Here is a 14,666-nt window from a genome sequence, read left to right as displayed (position 1 = left end):
TGCTCCATTAGCATAGAGGTTAGTGCATTCGGCTTTCTACCGAACGACAAGGGTTCGATTCCCTTATGGAGTGCAAAAAGTGAATAGTCAATGGTGAATTTACTTCGTAAGTGAATTTAAAATTGACAAGCAAAGCGAATTGACAATTGGCTATTCACCAAATTAAAAACGATTTCGTAGCTCAATAGGTTAGAGTATCGGTTTCATAGGTTGAAGGTTCGAGTCCTTCCGAAATTACAGAAAAGTGAATGGTCAATGGTGAATTTTACTTCGTAAGTGAATTTAAAATTGACAAGCAAAGCGAATTGATAATTGACTATTCACCAAATTAAAAACGATTTCGTAGCTCAATGGGTTAGAGTATCGGTTTCATAAGCCGAAGGTTGAAGGTTCGAGTCCTTCCGAAATTACAGAAAAATGAATAGTCAATGGTGAATTTAATTCGTAAGTGAATTTTAAATTGACAAACAAAGCAGATTGATAACTGACTATTCACAATTCAAACTAAGTTAATTGTTTCAAAGAGAAAAAAGAAAAGGCTTGTCGAGAGCAGAAGATCTTTAGCCAAAAACACGATATTATATAGACAGGCTTTTTCTTAACTCATTTTGAAGCGGGACAATGAAAGTTTTAAACATAATATAAATTTTAGATCAGATAAAGTTTGTCAAAGCGCAGAAGTTCTTACATCAAACAAAAATTAAGACAGACTTTATTTTTAATGAAAATTTAAATAAAAAAGAATAATCAGAATATTGGGAAATTACTCATTACCTATTACTGATTACTCATAAGAACGATGGTTCGCCGAAGTGGAAGAGTCGGGGCGGTCTGCAAAACCGTTGCGTAAGCTGAGTGGGTTTGAATCCCATAACCATCTCAAATAACTAAAATGAGATTAGTTCCGAAGAAAGAAAAAGTTTGTCGAGCGCAGAAGTTCTTACATCAAACTAAAAATTAAGACAGGCTTTGTTTTTCTTCACAAGAAAGAATTTAGATGCTAAAAGGTAAAAATTAGAATGAAAATCATTCATCTTTTATCAATTATCATCTATAAAAGGGAAGTACGCCGAAGCTGGAGAGTCGGGGCAGACTGTAAATCTGTTGCTTCATTGCTGAGTAGGTTCGAATCCTACTACTTCCACCACACCGCTGATAATGTAATGGCAGCATGCAGGAAATGTACTCTTGTTGTTCAGGTTCGACTCCTGGTCAGATGGTCAAAAAAAGTGAATGGTGAATTTTGCTTTGCAAGTGAATCTTAAAAATTGACTACAAAGTAAAATTGACGATTAATAATTCACTACAAAAACGCTCTATTCGTCTAACGGTTCAGGACGCCTGCCTTTCGAGCAGAAAACAAGGGTTCGATTCCCTTATAGAGTACAGGAAAGTGAAAAGGTGAATGGTGAATTTTGCTCCGCAAGTGAATTTTAAGAATTGACTGCAAAGAAATTGACTATTCACAATTCACAACAAAAACGCTCTATTCGTCTAACGGTTCAGGACGCCTGCCTTTCGAGCAGAAAACAAGGGTTCGATTCCCTTATAGAGTACAGGAAAGTGAAAAGGTGAATGGTGAATTTTGCTCCACAAGTGAATTTTAAGAATTGACTACGAAGTAAATTGACGATTGACAATTCACAAAGAAATAGGTTAAATGGAAAGAGAAAGGTCTGTCGAGCGCAGAAGATCTTTAAAAAAACATTACAGGCATAGTTTATAAATATAGACAGGCTTTTCTCGGACCTAATTTTATAAATGATGAACGATAAATTATAAATGATGAAAAGGCTATGTATTAAATCATTTATCTCTTAATCAATTATCATTCATAAAAAATCCGCGGGAATGGTGGAAATGGTAGACACACTTGATTTAGGCTCAAGGTTTTGGGGGTTCGAATCCCTCTTCCCGTACAGAATATAAGTAATCGGTAATAAGCAATGGGTAATAAATTGCAGGCAAAAAATATTACTGATTACCAATTACTCATTACCTATAAAATTGGAAGAGTGGTGTAGCAGGTCTGCACGTTAGTCTGAAAAACTAAAGGTACAGGTTCGATTCCTGTCTGTTCCACGAGATATAAGTAATAAGTAATGTGCAATAAGTAATGAATTATGCGCAAAAAAATTACTAATTACCTATTACTCATTACTTATAAAATTGATTCATAGTGTAATTGGTCAGCACACAAGACTTTGACTCTTGTTGTTCAGGTTCGAGTCCTGATGAATCAACAAAAACTACTCCGATAGTGTAATGGCAGCATCTCAGTCTCCAAAACTGATGGTATTGGTTCGAATCCGGTTCGGAGTGCAGGAATGTAATGGTCAATGGTCAATTTGCTTCGCAAGTGAATTTAAAAAAGCTTTGTGTTCTTAGCTGAGTGAAATCGAAGATTCGACGTAGTCAAACGCCTTTGCGAACTTAAAAACAAATAGTAGGTAAAAAAACTTAGCGCACTTTGCGTTAAAACAAATATTTAAACAAAGACAAAACAAAAAACATGTAGAAAAAATGGAAACGCAACAACAAGTATGGCAGAACATGACAGGAAAAATTTTCCAAAACTCTATCACCCAATTGGTAGAAGAAGCCATCATCCGCGAACAGGCAAATGGACACCGACTGAAGGTTTGTGTAGGTTCAGATTCCCATGTATATGGGGAAGCCATTAATTATGCTACGGCAGTAGTATTTATTCGTGAGGGAAAAGGAGCGTTTACCTTTATCAGAAAAGAAAGAGAAATACAGACTATCAGTATCAAAGAACGTATGCTGAACGAGGTGAACAAATCCGTAGAAATTGCTTACGCTATTTGCGCTGTTCTGGATGCTTATGGAGTGGAAATGGAGGTACACGCAGACATTAACACCGATCCGGATTTCAAATCCAATGTTGCCTTAAGAGACGCAATGGGATATATTCTGGGAATGGGGTATGTGTTTAAAGCAAAACCTTACGCCTTCGCAAGTTCCAATTGTGCTGATATGATGGTGTGATGAAATAGCTGGAAGCGGGATGTATGGAAATTAGAGTTTTTAATTTTCTACATTTATTTTAAAGCTTTCAGAAACCTCACAGGTTTTCAAAACCTGTGAGGTTTAAAGTAATAACAAATAAAAAATGAAAACAATTTTAATCATCAACGGAGAAAAATACTGGCAGGATTATTTTGCAGGATTTGATGTGGTTCAGAAAAAAGTTCAGACCTCAGAATTTATCGTAAAAAATGCTGAACTGTATGTTATTGATGAGAATGGAGTCTGCAAACCGGATGTTATTTTTTGGAGATTGGGAGCGATCAATCCTGAAGCAAAACACAGAAATATTTTGGAATTGATTGAATATTCAGGAATTCCATGCGTGAATTCAGCTTCGACATTATTAATAGGTTACGACAGATTATCCATGTTAAACAGATTAAAAAAGCTTGGATTACCTGTGATTGATTTTAATGTAGCAACTAATACAACTCAATTGAAAAATCTGGAAATGCAGTTTCCTTTCGTGGTTAAAGTTGGAAATCATCATGGTGGATATGGAAAAAGTCTGGTTTCAACCGAAGAACAATGGGAAGAACTGAAAGATTTACTCTTTATTCATCAGGATTATGTGACGACAGAGAAATTTATTGATTATCAATATGATATCCGTTATCTGGCTGTCAATGATAAAGTCTGGGCAATGAAAAGAAAAGGTAAATATTGGAAAGCCAATTCTTTAACTCAGGAATATCAACTCATCGAGCCCGAAAAAGAATGGATAGAAAAAATAAAACTGTTACAGGAAAATATCAATGCAGATATTATTGCCATTGATATTCTGGAAACAGAAAACGGAGAAAAAATAATTGTAGAATACAACGATATTCCCGGACTTTCAGGATTTCCTGAAGATGCAAAACTGGAATTGGCGGGTATTGTAAAAAACAAATAAAAGAACCTTAAAAAATTAATAATCATGTATTTTTTAGTTCAGGCTAATATATATTTAGATCCCGATCATTACAGAATTTTTGATGCTTTGGACGAATTAAATATTGATTACAGCGTAATTAATATTCCTCCAACCGCACAAAAAATTGACTTCGAAACAGACAGAAAAGATGTTTTCGTATACGGTTCGGTGACGATTGCAAGATTGGCAAAGCAAAATACAGATTGGTTTCCAGGTTCTTTTTACGGAGGTAATCATTTGTATGAAGTGTATTCCAAATATTATGGTGAAAACCTTCTTAATCACAAAGTTTCCGTTCATAAAATTTCAGAAGAATTGATTTGGAAAAAAGATGAACTCAAATTCATCAAACCTTACAATGAAGCGAAAATTTTTACAGGAAAAGTCTTCAACGAAACGGAATGGAAAGATTTTGCTTTTGAAGCATTGCAAAATCAAACCAACAGAATTACAGAAGATTCTTTGGTTCAGATTTCTGAAGCAAAACGAACAATAAAAGAAGCAAGACTTTGGATTGTTGGCGGACAGATTATTGATGCAGGATATTATAAATTAAATGATCATGCTCCTTTTGAGGAAAAAGTTTCAGAAGAAGGATTGAATTTCGCCAATGAAATGATTCAGCTTTTCAATCTGGAAGAAGCTTTTGTAATGGATATTTGCTTCACAGATGAAGGATGGAAGATTGTTGAAATCAACTGCATCAACAGTTCCGGATTTTATCCGAATACAAACGTGAAAAGTATTATCAAAGCTTTGAATATTTACTTTTCGAATTAAAAAATAAGCAATGGAAATAACAAAAAGATTACTGTTTCTGGATGATATAAGATATCCGATTGAAGCATATCATTATACCAAGCAGGATATTTTCCTCAGAAAAGACTGGCATATCGTTCGGAATTACAAACAGTTTGTCAACAGGATTTTGGAAAAAGGACTTCCGGAAATGATCTCTTTTGACCACGATCTTGCCGATGAACATTATTTGAAGCCCCATTCTCAGGAATTTGTTGAAAAAACAGGCTACGATTGTGCAAAATGGCTGGTAGAATATTGCATGGATAATTATTTGGATTTGCCACAGTTCTATTGCCATTCCATGAATCCTGTCGGAAAAGAAAATATTGAAAGCCTTTTAAAAAACTTTAAAAATTTATAATGGATATTTTCAGATTCATTCAGGACATAAAAACGCATTTAAAACTCAGTTTTTATGAGGTTGATAAATGGTTTCATAAAGACAATAAAACGTTGAATTTTCAACCTTCAAATGGAGGTTGGACAGTTCAGCAGATTTTAGAACATATTTATCTCACGAACTTTTATCTGTTGATACTCATTGAAAAGGGCTCAAAAAAAGCAATGCGGAATTATCTGCATCTTGATTTGAATCTTGAAATAAAAAATTACCGTTTCAATCAGGAAAAGTTTGAAAAAGTAGGTGAATATGGAGCTTTTGAATGGATAAGACCAGAACATATGGAGCCGAAAGGAGAATTAAATTTAACTGAAATAAGAAGTTTAATTACTCAGCAATATCATCAATGCTTAAGTTATTTAGACCTGATGAAAAACGGGGAAGGTCTTCTCTGCAAAACGACAATGACAGTAAATGAACTGGGGAAAATCAATGTGTACGAGTACATTTATTTCCTTTCGCTTCATGCTCAGCGACACCTTACTCAGATGAAAAATAATGAATTAGAAGCGATTTGAATGCTTGGATTGTCTTTTTCAGACAGTAGTGAAACCTCACAGGTTTTCAAAACCTGTGAGGTTTAAGTAAAAACAAACTAAAAATTAAAAAAATGATTTTCAAAACATATAACTCAATAGAAAACGCTTACCAGACCCGGGTAATCGATCAGATCAGGATTCAGGGTTTTGGGGATGAGGTTTTCATCGTGCAGGAGAAAGTTCACGGTGCTAATTTCTCTTTCTTTACCGATGGAAAGGAAATTAAAATCGGGAAGAGAACCGCTTTCATCGAAAAGGATGAAAAATTCTTCAACGCACATCAGATTTTAGAACGTTACAGAAAAAACGTCATCGAAGTATTCGAAAAAGTGAAAAATATTCATCCGGATGTAGAGACGGTCGTAATCTACGGTGAATTGTTCGGTGGAGGTTACAAACACAAACAAGTGGAACCCATAAAAGATGCGGTAAAAGTGCAGAAAGGTGTTGAATATGCACCTCACAACGAATTTTACGCATTCGACATTAAATTGAACGGAACTACTTATCTGGATACCGATGTGGTGAATGAAATTTTCGAAGAAACCGGATTTTTCTATGCAAAAATTCTTTTTCAGGGAACTTTGGAAGATGCTTTGAAGTTTCCGAATGTTTTCGATTCTAAAATTCCGGGCTGGCTTGGGCTTCCTGAAATCGATAACAATATGTGTGAGGGAACCATTTTGAAAACTTTGAAAACCAGATATTTTGGAAACGGCTCAAGAGTCATTTTGAAAAATAAAAATGAAAAATGGATCGAGAAATCTAAAGTGGTAAGAAAACAGGAAAAAACCGTTCAAAAGCAAATCAGCTTTAGCGAAAAAGCTCATAATATCTGGGAAGAAATTCAAAAATATGCAACAGTAAACAGGTTAAACAACGTGGTCAGCAAAATTGGCGAATTTGAACCCAAAATGGTTGGTAAAGTCATTGGTCTTTTTGCGCAGGATATTTTAGAAGATTTTGAAAAAGATTTTCCGAAAGTTTTCGAAACCATTGAGAAAGAAGAACAGAAAAGAATCAATAAAAAACTGAATTCTTTAGTGATTGACATCGTAAAAGAAGAATTAATTTCCACAAAAGTATAGTTTTGAGAGTTATGCTGATGAATAAAACTTTTGTGATTAAAACTATTAAAAATGAAAAAGATAAGTACATTATTCAAAAAAGATATACATAATTTAGGAAGAGTTATTAACGAAATTAATCCTGAAAACAACTGGGTTTTTGATGGGAAAGCTATTGCTACACAAAAGTTTGATGGTTCTGCATGTGCAGTAATCAACGGTAAATTATACAAAAGATACGATGCCAAAAAAGGAAAAACAGCTCCTGCAGGCGCAATTCCGTGTCAGGAAGCAGATCTTATTACAGGTCATCATCCGCATTGGGTAGCGTGTGATATTGATAAAAAAGAAGATCAATACTTCTGGGAAGGTTTCAGTGCTTTGGCTGAATTGGGCAGGGTGGAAGATGGAACCTACGAACTCATTGGTGAAAAGATACAAGGAAATCCTGAGAATATTAAAGGTCATTTATTGGTAAAACATGGCAAAAATATTCTTAGTTTAGAAAGTCTGGACTTTGAATTTATCAAGAGCTTTTTGAGCAATCCCGAAAATGATATGGAGGGTATTGTTTTCCATCATACTGCTGACAATCGTATGTGCAAAATCAGAAAATCTGATTTTGGTGTACGAAGAATATCAGTAAAAGAACTTATTGTTTAATAAAGATGAAGTTTCGGTAATATATTTACCGGAACTTTTTACGTGTTAAATTGAACCATAAACTGATCTGACTAATATGCAGAAAGTTTGTCATTCTGACACAGCCTGAAAGGATGCGAACGAAGTTCAGAGAATCTACACAATATTTTTTTAGAGATTCTTCACTCCACTTTGTTCCATTCAGAATGACAGCAGAAATAATTAATTATTGTTAAAAAAATCTGATTGTCTTTAATTTGTCATAATAAAAACCTCTGCGATCTTGGTTAAGTTTTAACGCCTCTGCGAACCTTAAAAACAGTTTGTTTATAAAAAATCTTTGCGTGCTTAGCGTTAAAATCAAGTATTATGATTGATAACGGATAATCAAAAAAAATTAGAAAAAATGTTACAGGCAGAAATAAAAAGTCTATTAAAAGAAGACATCAGTATATTAATAAAAGTCCCGAATTCAGCAAAGCATTATCTGTGTGATTGCGGTGAAGCGAGTTTGCTGACGGTAAAAGAAGTACAGTCGGTTTCAGCGATATTCATCAGTCATACTCACATTGATCACTTTTCCAATTTCGACGGAATTTTCAGACATCAGATTGGAAGCGGAGAAAAAATCGTGATTTGCGGGCCGAAAAATATTCAACAGCAGATTGAAGCAAGGTTAAAATCTTACACATGGAATTTAATTGATGAAAATGCGATTGAATATGAGATTAGAGAAATCGTTTCTAAAGAAGAAATTAATGTCTATAAAATTCGTCCTCCACATTGGAATCTGGAATTGATAGAAACTCAGCATTTCCTTTTTGAAGACGAATATGTGAATGTTGATTTTGCAATTTTGGATCACAAAACAGACTCCATCGCCTATTTATTCAGAGAAAAAGATTCGGTGACTTTTAATGAAAAAGGTTTAGAATTCAAAAAAGGAAAATGGATCAGCGAATTGAAGAAAGCCTTTGAAAACAACGATTCCGACCAAGAAATCGAGATTGAAGGAACGGTTTATAAAGCATCCGATTTATTTCACTTTCTGACTCGAAACAAAGGATATAAATTAGGCGTAATCATGGATCACGCGGTCTGTGAAGATAATTATGAAAAGATAAAAACGGTTTTCAGGGAAGCGGATATGGTGTACATCGAAACATTCTACAAAGATGAAGATCAGGAATTTGCGAAGATCAACTATCACAGTTTTGCATCTGCATCCGGAAAAATCATGAAAGAATGTGAAGTAAAAGAAGTAGTTCCTATTCACTTTTCGAGACGATATGTCGAAAGCGATCAACTGAAAATTGAAACCGCTTTTTATAAAGCATTTTACGGAAATTAATTAACCTGAGTTCGTGATAAGTCTTCTTAAACGCAAGGTAAAACAAAGAGTTTCAATTATTAAGAATTCAGCTTTTAAGATATACAAAGGCGTAAAACTTATCAAAGTAATACCATTTTTGTCTTTTTTAAATAAACGAAGTGCCTTTGTTTAGCTTACCAACTTTCAATAAGTAAAAAAATCTTTTGTTTTTCTTTGCGATAAATTAATATGATTTTATAAATCAATTAATTAAAATTATTTATTCAATTAAAATTAAAAAAACTAAAAATAATCATGCAAAATAAATTACCTTTTCATTTCGATATGGAAACGGCTGATCCGGATGATTCGATGACGTTGGCTGTTTTGGCGACGCATCCCAAGGTTCATCTCGCAAGCGTATCCGTACATCCGGGAGGAAAAGATCAGATAGGATTTGTAAAACGTGTTCTGCAAATTCTGGATAGGGAAGATGTCCGCGTCGGTGCAGGAACTCCAAAATCTTTGGTGAGCCGTGTTTCGGGTTTTTACCAAGACTGGATCGGAAAATTTGAGGAATCAGAAGCGGATGATACGGCAGCAAACATTATGGCTGAAACACTCCATCAATTTCCCGATTGTACTTTACTGACGGGAGCAGCACTTACAAATCCGCATTCATTGTGGGAAACCGGAGTTTTCTTCGATCGCTGGTTTTGTCAGGGTGGTTTTGCAGGCGACAATATTGTCCCAAAAGAACATCGACTGGAAAAATTTGACGGAAAAATTACCTGTGCGACATTCAATCTGAACGGAAATCCATTGGCTGCTGAAAAGCTGCTTTCAATACCAATGACTGAGAGACGGATGATCAGTAAAAATGTTTGTCATGCTGCTGTTTTTACAAAGAAAGATGCAGAAATCCTGATCCCTTTTCTAAATGAAAATAAAGGATTGAAGCTATTTCTTAAAGCAGTGGAACTCAAAGAAAAGGCACTTCATGATACTGTGGCAGCTTTATTGGCGATAGATCCGTCAAAAGCAGTCTGGGCGGAAGTAATTCCTTACAGACAGCGTGGTGAATGGGGCTCTCGTGAAGTAAAAGAAAGCTCCGGACACAACTCATCATTGATTACAACTCATATTCCGGATTTCAAAGATCTGTGGATGGTGATGAAACCTTAACGAATTAATATTATTAAACTAAAACTGCAATTTTAATCAGCAAGTTTGTCATTCTGACACAGCCTGAAAGGATACGAACGAAGTTCAGAGAATCTCACATAAAGATTTTAGAGATTTTTCACTCCACTTTGTTCCGTTCAGAATGACAGAGAAAATAGTGAAATATTGTAGTTAAAAAACAAACAATTAAAAAATGAAACCAAACATATTTTTCACAGCAGACCATCATTTTGGTCACGAAAATATTATAAAATTCTCCGAAAGACCTTTTGAGTCTTTAGAACACATGAACGAAGAACTCATCAAAAGATGGAATGAGAAGATCGGTAAAGATGACACCGTTTATTATTTAGGTGATATGAGTTTAGGCAAACCGGATTTCACGAAAGAAATACTGGACCGGTTAAATGGAAACATTCATTTGATAAAAGGCAACCATGAAGGTGCAGCGCTGACCTATCCAAAACGATTTGCTTCCATCAGAGATTATCACGAACTGAAAATTGATGAGCCTGAAAACAGCAACGGCAAACAGAAAATTATTCTCTTTCATTACGCCATGAGAACATGGAACGGCTCACACCGTGGCGTTTGGCAGCTTTACGGTCATTCGCACGGAACATTACCCGACGATGAAATGGCTCTGAGCTTCGATGTAGGAGTAGATTGCCATAATTTTTATCCGGTTTCTTACGAGGAGGTAAAGGAAATCATGAAAAGGAAAAAATGGACACCGCCGTTTGCGCCGAGAAATTAGAAAGTTGGGAGTCTGAAGCAGGAAGATGGAAGTTTTTACAGCGTGTAATTTACTTCCAGCCTCTTGCTCCCATCTTCCAACCTAAAATCAAAATCATGAAAACAACAAACAAAATCATAATTATCGATTTGGAAGCTACGTGTTGGGAAAATGACAGAATTCCCACCGGCCAAAAAACCGATATTATAGAAATAGGAATTTGCGAATTAAACAGAACAACGCAGGAAATTTCCAAAAAACGAAGCATTTATGTAATTCCCGAAAGATCTAAAATCAATAAATTTTGTACAGAACTTACAGGAATTACTCCGCAACTCATCGAAGAAAAAGGAATCTATTTCGAAGAAGCCTGCGAAAAAATCAAAGATGAATATCACTCAGCTCAGCTTACTTGGGCAGGTTTCGGAAACTTTGATAAAGAGCAGATCATGGAACAGTGTGATTATCTCGGTATCGAAAATCCTTTTTCCGAAAACTACATCAATGTGATGTATCAATTCAAAAATTACATTGGACATCATAAAATGATGGGTTTGAAAAGAGCCCTCAATTATATGAACGTGGACTTTGAAGGAAATCATCACAGCGGAGCAGACGATGCTTACAACGCCGCCAGAATTTTAAGAGAAATTTTGAGGTGAATTTGGGCTGAAAGTCTGAAGCTGGAGGCTGGAAGTAAATTACACGCTGTAAAAACTTCCATCTTCCCGCATCCATTTTCCAGACTTTAACAATTAAATATTACAACAATGAAAACAACAGACAACATATTAATTATAGACCTTGAAGCCACATGTTGGGAAGACCGACCGCCGAGAGGACAGGAAAGTGAGATCATAGAAATCGGAGTGTGTATCATGGATGCAAAAACCGGAAAGATTTCTAAAAATGAAGGAATTTTAGTAAAACCTCAATACTCAAAAGTAAGTCCGTTTTGTACGGAACTGACTTCCATTACACAGCAGATGCTTGATGACGAAGGCGTTTTGTTAGAAGATGCTTTAGATATTCTGAGAGCAGAATACGATTCTGAAGATCTGACTTGGGCAAGTTACGGAAACTACGATCTTAATATGCTTCAAAATCAGGCAAGAAGATTTAATGTAGATTATCCTTTGAGCGATGACCACATCAATGTGAAAACATTATTCGGAGAACTGCATCCCACGATTCGTAAAAGTGTAGGTATGGCAAGAGCTTTAGGCGAATTAAAGCTTACACTTGAAGGAACGCATCATAGAGGAGTAGATGATGCCAAAAATATTGCAAAAATTTTGCATTGGTGTTTGCAACAATAATTTAACAGTTTACCAATCTAAAAATGTAACGACGACTTCCTTTTAAAAAGGGAGTTTTTTATTTCCATACCTGTCATTGCAAGAAGCGAAGTAAGCCTGTGCTGAGCCTGTCGAAGTAAAGCAATCTCGAAAAAACAGAAAGATTGCTTCACTTTCAGTTCGCAATGACAAAAAATATTACAAATTTTATACAGCGCAAAATCATTGCGCAATTCCTTTTTTACTTTGCATCATCAAAATGAAACAACACTAAAATTTTGAAAAACAGATTTTAGTTAAAATATCAGGCAGGTCTTGTTGGGTGTTTCGGTATATCACCATTGCAGAAGAATTTGTTGAGAAACATGATTTCGTTCTGTTCAGCTTGATCTGAAGGTTTCGGGATTTCCCAAAAAATCTCAAACGACTCTATAGGTTGAAGGTTCGAGTCCTTCTATCTCTTGAAAAGGGATATAGTTCAAATGGTAGAACAGTAGATTTATGCGTGGGTTCGACTCCCACCCTCACTTCAAATGAGGTAGCTCAGTCCGGTTAGAGCACTACACTTTTAATGTAGATGAAATAGACTCAAAATCTATTTTTTTTTTAGCGAGTTTGAACGTTCTCATTAAAAATGTTCATGGAAAAGTCTGGAATTTTTTCAGTTGTTCAATCAACATTTTGAAAAAGCCAGCAAGAAAAGATGTTTTCTGAGAATGAAATGGAGATGAAGAATGAATAATTTTTGAAATGAATTTTCTAAAAAGGACGGTTTTCCGCGTGAGCGATGGTAGCGGATACCCCGCAGTGAAGAGCGCAAGCGACGAACGAGGAGTAGAAGAGGACGTAGCGACCCGGGCTTTTGGTAAAGCCAAGACGAGGGACACGCCCAAAATCTGAATATTTAGAAAATGAGTTTGAAAAATAAAATTCCAAACTCGATGATTTTTTCTGAATTGCTTTCCTTCCGCCGTTTTCGGAAGAAGAGATTCCGGATTTTCCTTTTAATTGATAGTAACCATTAAAATAGTAAGACGATGATAAAAAATGTACAAATTAAAGCATACGAAACAGGTTTGGTTTTTAAAAACGGACATCTGATCGATATTTTGAAAGAAGGTAATTTCTGGATTTTTGGAAATAAGTCTGTAAAGATTTATGATATGAAATCTTTGTTTAATTCTGATACTGATCTTCATCTTTTGTTGAAAAATGAAAACCTGAAATCGTTATTGGAAATTGTTGAAGTAAAAGAAGGAGAGATTGTTCTGATGTACGAAAACGGAATTTTCAAAGACGTTTTGAATATTGGTCAATATGCATTCTGGAAAGGAATCTTGGACAGAGAGTTTCAAAAAATCGACTTGGCTAAAGTTGAGATTTCACAAGAAATTTCCAAGACAGTTTTGGAAAATATGAAATTAAAAAGCTTCGTAAGAAAGTTTGTTGTGCCTTCTCACTATAAAGGGTTGCTATTAATTGACGGAAAACTGAGTCAGGTTTTGGAAAGTGGTCTTTACTCTTTCTGGAATAATGAATCTTCTGTTGAAGTTAAAATTGTAGATCCAAACTATGAATTAAAATCACAGTTCGGAGCCCATGAAAACGGAGCTGTTTTGATAAAATCTGAACCTCTTAAAGATTTTTTGAAAATTGTAGAGGTAAAAGACGGAGAAATCATTTTGCTATATGAAAACGGAAGTTTAAAAGAAGTATTAAACGTGGGTCTGTATGCATTTTGGAAAGATATTGTGGACAGAGAATTTCAAAAAGTGAATTTGATGAAAGTTGAAATTACAGAAGATATTTCGAAGACTCTCTTGGAAAATGTAAGATTGAGAAATTATGTAAGAAAATTTATTGTATCCAATCAGCATAGAGGATTACTGTTAATTGACGGAAAATTAACCAAAGTTCTTGAAGCCGGAACGTACTACTTCTGGAACAACGAAACTTCCATCGAAGTAAAATCGGCAGATATGAGGATGCAGCAAATGGAAATTGCAGGTCAGGAATTGTTGACCAAAGATAAAGCGATGCTGCGTATTAATTTCTATGTGCGTTTTCAGGTGGAAAACATCGAAAAAGCGTTGATGGAAAATAAAGAATATGATAAGCAATTATATATTCTGATGCAGTTGGCTTTGCGTGAATTCGTTGGAGCTTTAACATTGGATGAATTATTGTTGAAAAAAGATTCTGTAGGAAAAGAAATCCTTGAAAATCTTGGAAACAAAGCCGAAGATCTTGGTTTAAAAGCTTCCGATGCGGGAATCAGAGATGTAATCTTAACAGGAGAAATGAAGGAAATCATGAATCAGGTTTTGATTGCCGAGAAAAAAGCTCAGGCAAACAGCATCATGAGACGTGAAGAAACCGCTTCCACAAGAAGCTTGCTGAATACCGCGAAATTAATGGAAGAAAACGAAGTCCTTTGGAAGCTTAAAGAAATGGAATATATGGAGAAAATCGCCGACAAAATTGGAGATATTACCGTTTCCGGAAACAGTAACATTGTTTCTCAACTGAAAGAAATCTTCACAAAATAGAAACTAATAACTTTTATGATAGAGACGGGTTTTGTGAATGCAAAGCCTGTCTTGTTTTTTATAGACAATTAATAATTTTTTTCTCTCGCTGATTTTGCAGATAACGCTGATTTTAATGAAATTTAATCTATATTTTCTTTAATCGGATTTGTGTACATCTGAGAAATCTG

General features: G+C 35.1%; 13 protein-coding genes and 11 tRNA genes. All 24 read left to right on the top strand.

Features of this window, described 5'->3' with window-relative positions:
* Position 1 precedes the first annotated feature (1 nt).
* Positions 2 to 73, top strand: a tRNA-Glu gene (locus tag AC52CF_RS16675).
* A 97-nt stretch (positions 74 to 170) separates the two neighbouring features.
* Positions 171 to 237: transfer RNA gene (locus tag AC52CF_RS16670), tRNA-OTHER, on the top strand.
* Positions 238 to 336: 99 nt separating this feature from the next.
* Positions 337 to 410 (top strand) — tRNA-Met (locus tag AC52CF_RS16665).
* A gap of 388 nt (positions 411 to 798) precedes the next feature.
* Positions 799 to 880 (top strand) — tRNA-Cys (locus tag AC52CF_RS16660).
* Positions 881 to 1,060: 180 nt separating this feature from the next.
* A tRNA-Tyr gene (locus AC52CF_RS16655) sits at positions 1,061 to 1,147 on the top strand.
* Positions 1,148 to 1,313: 166 nt separating this feature from the next.
* Positions 1,314 to 1,386 (top strand) — tRNA-Glu (locus AC52CF_RS16650).
* Positions 1,387 to 1,483: 97 nt separating this feature from the next.
* A tRNA-Glu gene (locus AC52CF_RS16645) sits at positions 1,484 to 1,556 on the top strand.
* A 289-nt stretch (positions 1,557 to 1,845) separates the two neighbouring features.
* Positions 1,846 to 1,919: transfer RNA gene (locus AC52CF_RS16640), tRNA-Leu, on the top strand.
* Between the two features lie 90 nt (positions 1,920 to 2,009).
* Positions 2,010 to 2,082 (top strand) — tRNA-Phe (locus AC52CF_RS16635).
* 88 nt (positions 2,083 to 2,170) lie between these two features.
* Positions 2,171 to 2,243, top strand: a tRNA-Gln gene (locus tag AC52CF_RS16630).
* Positions 2,244 to 2,251: 8 nt separating this feature from the next.
* Positions 2,252 to 2,322: transfer RNA gene (locus tag AC52CF_RS16625), tRNA-Trp, on the top strand.
* A gap of 201 nt (positions 2,323 to 2,523) precedes the next feature.
* Positions 2,524 to 3,009 (top strand): ribonuclease H-like YkuK family protein, encoded by a 486-nt coding sequence (locus AC52CF_RS16620; RefSeq protein WP_087708922.1) that lies wholly within the window; start codon positions 2,524 to 2,526, stop codon positions 3,007 to 3,009.
* A gap of 124 nt (positions 3,010 to 3,133) precedes the next feature.
* Positions 3,134 to 3,946, top strand: coding sequence for an ATP-grasp domain-containing protein (locus AC52CF_RS16615; protein ID WP_214588621.1), 813 nt, complete (start codon positions 3,134 to 3,136; stop codon positions 3,944 to 3,946).
* Between the two features lie 24 nt (positions 3,947 to 3,970).
* The gene (locus tag AC52CF_RS16610) at positions 3,971 to 4,747 is read left to right on the top strand and encodes an ATP-grasp domain-containing protein (protein WP_214588622.1); all 777 of its coding nucleotides are present in this window, start codon (positions 3,971 to 3,973) and stop codon (positions 4,745 to 4,747) included.
* A 10-nt stretch (positions 4,748 to 4,757) separates the two neighbouring features.
* The gene (locus AC52CF_RS16605; RefSeq protein WP_214588623.1) at positions 4,758 to 5,129 is read left to right on the top strand and encodes a cyclic-phosphate processing receiver domain-containing protein; all 372 of its coding nucleotides are present in this window, start codon (positions 4,758 to 4,760) and stop codon (positions 5,127 to 5,129) included.
* Positions 5,129 to 5,686: a DinB family protein gene (locus AC52CF_RS16600; RefSeq protein WP_214588624.1), complete on the top strand. Its 558-nt coding sequence runs from the start codon at positions 5,129 to 5,131 to the stop codon at positions 5,684 to 5,686. Before AC52CF_RS16605 ends, AC52CF_RS16600 begins: the two co-directional genes overlap by 1 nt.
* Before the next feature lie 92 nt (positions 5,687 to 5,778).
* On the top strand, positions 5,779 to 6,795 hold the full coding sequence (locus tag AC52CF_RS16595) for an RNA ligase, Rnl2 family (RefSeq protein ID WP_214588625.1): 1,017 nt from the start codon (positions 5,779 to 5,781) through the stop codon (positions 6,793 to 6,795).
* Positions 6,796 to 6,846: 51 nt separating this feature from the next.
* Entirely contained in the window at positions 6,847 to 7,437 is a 591-nt protein-coding gene (locus tag AC52CF_RS16590) for an RNA ligase 1 family protein (protein WP_214588626.1), read from the top strand.
* A 385-nt stretch (positions 7,438 to 7,822) separates the two neighbouring features.
* A complete protein-coding gene (locus AC52CF_RS16585; RefSeq protein ID WP_496517406.1) occupies positions 7,823 to 8,767 on the top strand; it encodes an MBL fold metallo-hydrolase in 945 nt (314 codons plus the stop codon).
* 276 nt (positions 8,768 to 9,043) lie between these two features.
* Positions 9,044 to 9,913 carry a nucleoside hydrolase gene (locus tag AC52CF_RS16580; RefSeq protein WP_496517405.1) on the top strand — a complete coding sequence of 290 codons (870 nt, stop codon included), beginning with the start codon at positions 9,044 to 9,046 and terminating at the stop codon, positions 9,911 to 9,913.
* 193 nt (positions 9,914 to 10,106) lie between these two features.
* Positions 10,107 to 10,670 carry a phosphoesterase gene (locus AC52CF_RS16575; RefSeq protein WP_336711044.1) on the top strand — a complete coding sequence of 188 codons (564 nt, stop codon included), beginning with the start codon at positions 10,107 to 10,109 and terminating at the stop codon, positions 10,668 to 10,670.
* Positions 10,640 to 11,311 (top strand): 3'-5' exonuclease, encoded by a 672-nt coding sequence (locus tag AC52CF_RS16570; RefSeq protein WP_496517404.1) that lies wholly within the window; start codon positions 10,640 to 10,642, stop codon positions 11,309 to 11,311. The genes AC52CF_RS16575 and AC52CF_RS16570 overlap by 31 nt, the downstream gene beginning before the upstream one ends.
* A gap of 108 nt (positions 11,312 to 11,419) precedes the next feature.
* Positions 11,420 to 11,968 carry a 3'-5' exonuclease gene (locus tag AC52CF_RS16565; RefSeq protein ID WP_496517403.1) on the top strand — a complete coding sequence of 183 codons (549 nt, stop codon included), beginning with the start codon at positions 11,420 to 11,422 and terminating at the stop codon, positions 11,966 to 11,968.
* A 1,016-nt stretch (positions 11,969 to 12,984) separates the two neighbouring features.
* A complete protein-coding gene (locus tag AC52CF_RS16560) occupies positions 12,985 to 14,496 on the top strand; it encodes a slipin family protein (RefSeq protein ID WP_496517402.1) in 1,512 nt (503 codons plus the stop codon).
* Positions 14,497 to 14,666 lie beyond the last annotated feature (170 nt).

The sequence above is a fragment of the Chryseobacterium sp. 2P genome (assembly GCF_059579425.1).
Note: the sequence above shows the minus strand (reverse complement) of the source record. Positions and strands in the feature narration are given on the sequence as shown.

Bases quoted from the DNA above. Each gene is read 5' to 3' on its own strand.
- AC52CF_RS16620 (WP_087708922.1), top strand. From the start codon at position 2,524: ATGGAAACGCAACAACAAGTATGGCAGAACATGACAGGAAAAATTTTC.
- AC52CF_RS16560 (WP_496517402.1), top strand. From the start codon at position 12,985: ATGATAAAAAATGTACAAATTAAAGCATACGAAACAGGTTTGGTTTTT.
- AC52CF_RS16615 (WP_214588621.1), top strand. From the start codon at position 3,134: ATGAAAACAATTTTAATCATCAACGGAGAAAAATACTGGCAGGATTAT.
- AC52CF_RS16580 (WP_496517405.1), top strand. From the start codon at position 9,044: ATGCAAAATAAATTACCTTTTCATTTCGATATGGAAACGGCTGATCCG.
- AC52CF_RS16610 (WP_214588622.1), top strand. From the start codon at position 3,971: ATGTATTTTTTAGTTCAGGCTAATATATATTTAGATCCCGATCATTAC.
- AC52CF_RS16585 (WP_496517406.1), top strand. From the start codon at position 7,823: ATGTTACAGGCAGAAATAAAAAGTCTATTAAAAGAAGACATCAGTATA.
- AC52CF_RS16595 (WP_214588625.1), top strand. From the start codon at position 5,779: ATGATTTTCAAAACATATAACTCAATAGAAAACGCTTACCAGACCCGG.
- AC52CF_RS16590 (WP_214588626.1), top strand. From the start codon at position 6,847: ATGAAAAAGATAAGTACATTATTCAAAAAAGATATACATAATTTAGGA.
- AC52CF_RS16565 (WP_496517403.1), top strand. From the start codon at position 11,420: ATGAAAACAACAGACAACATATTAATTATAGACCTTGAAGCCACATGT.
- AC52CF_RS16600 (WP_214588624.1), top strand. From the start codon at position 5,129: ATGGATATTTTCAGATTCATTCAGGACATAAAAACGCATTTAAAACTC.
- AC52CF_RS16605 (WP_214588623.1), top strand. From the start codon at position 4,758: ATGGAAATAACAAAAAGATTACTGTTTCTGGATGATATAAGATATCCG.
- AC52CF_RS16575 (WP_336711044.1), top strand. From the start codon at position 10,107: ATGAAACCAAACATATTTTTCACAGCAGACCATCATTTTGGTCACGAA.
- AC52CF_RS16570 (WP_496517404.1), top strand. From the start codon at position 10,640: ATGGACACCGCCGTTTGCGCCGAGAAATTAGAAAGTTGGGAGTCTGAA.